At 35.2% G+C, this 982-nt stretch carries 1 protein-coding gene; it reads right to left on the bottom strand.

Annotation, left to right across the window (positions count from 1 at the left end):
• Positions 1-982: hypothetical protein (locus BAZSYMA_RS09930; RefSeq protein ID WP_090715984.1), on the bottom strand; the 982-nt coding region annotated here is incomplete at both ends.

Below are 982 nucleotides of genomic sequence, written 5' to 3'. Positions count from 1 at the left end.
TTCGGTAATTGCTGAAGTCTTTTTTGAGTGCGTGACGAAAAACCATATCACTGGACACTTTAGGGTCGCGTTTTACAAAACCCTTCATTTGATATTCATTAATAAAACGACTATTTTCATTAACCATTACTTCGATTCTGTCAATTTTATAAGAGGTATTTGGCTCGTAAAGTACTTGAGTTGTGTCTTTTGCTAAGTCGTAACTCATAATAATCAGGTCTTGCTGTTTTCTTGCTTTTTCTAATAGGCTTTGTTCAAATTTTGGATCATCCCCTAACATTTCCTTGCTAACAAAAATGGCGTTCATACCTTTGTTTTGGTCAAATTCTTTTAGGATTTTTAATGATGTATCTTTCCACTCTTGCAAATTTTCTATATTATCTGCTCTGTCATTCAGTGAAGAATCAGACGGAGATTCTGATGGCGAGCTATTATTTAATGGATCTATAACATAAAGTTGCCCATCTCTGCCTAATAACATTTGTAAATCATCAATGCCTAAATTTGGATGTTGATCAAATTTCTGCAATAAATTTTGAATATCGCTTAGCGTTTTGTGTGTTACACGCTCCTCTGGAACAGATAGCCGCCCTGGTTTTACCATCATTGAGTTATGAATGCGTTCAACTAAAATACCATGGTGCTCTTGATTATCCTCACCAATCATGGAAATAACCTTCAAATATTTTGGCGTTTTAACGCCCAATTCTCTAAATTTGTTAATCCACTCAACTTCGTTTTTTAATCGTCCAACTGAATACGAATTCTCCAGGCCTTCATATAGTTGTAAAAACAACAAATCGGGGTGGTCTTTTAAAGTGTAAGCGGTTTTCATGGAACCATGTCCAATAGATTTACCTATATCTTTATGCGTCAACGAATCTGGCGTTGTTCCATCATCCAGTCCCAATTTTAGATGATCTAAAACATCAGCAATATTGGCAGAACTTTCTGTAGCCCAGATAGATTTTTTGTATTCATA

Origin of the sequence: Bathymodiolus azoricus thioautotrophic gill symbiont (assembly GCF_001298715.1) — a bacterium.
Lineage (GTDB): Bacteria > Pseudomonadota > Gammaproteobacteria > PS1 > Pseudothioglobaceae > Thiodubiliella.
This window is presented reverse-complemented; position numbering and strand designations above follow the sequence as displayed.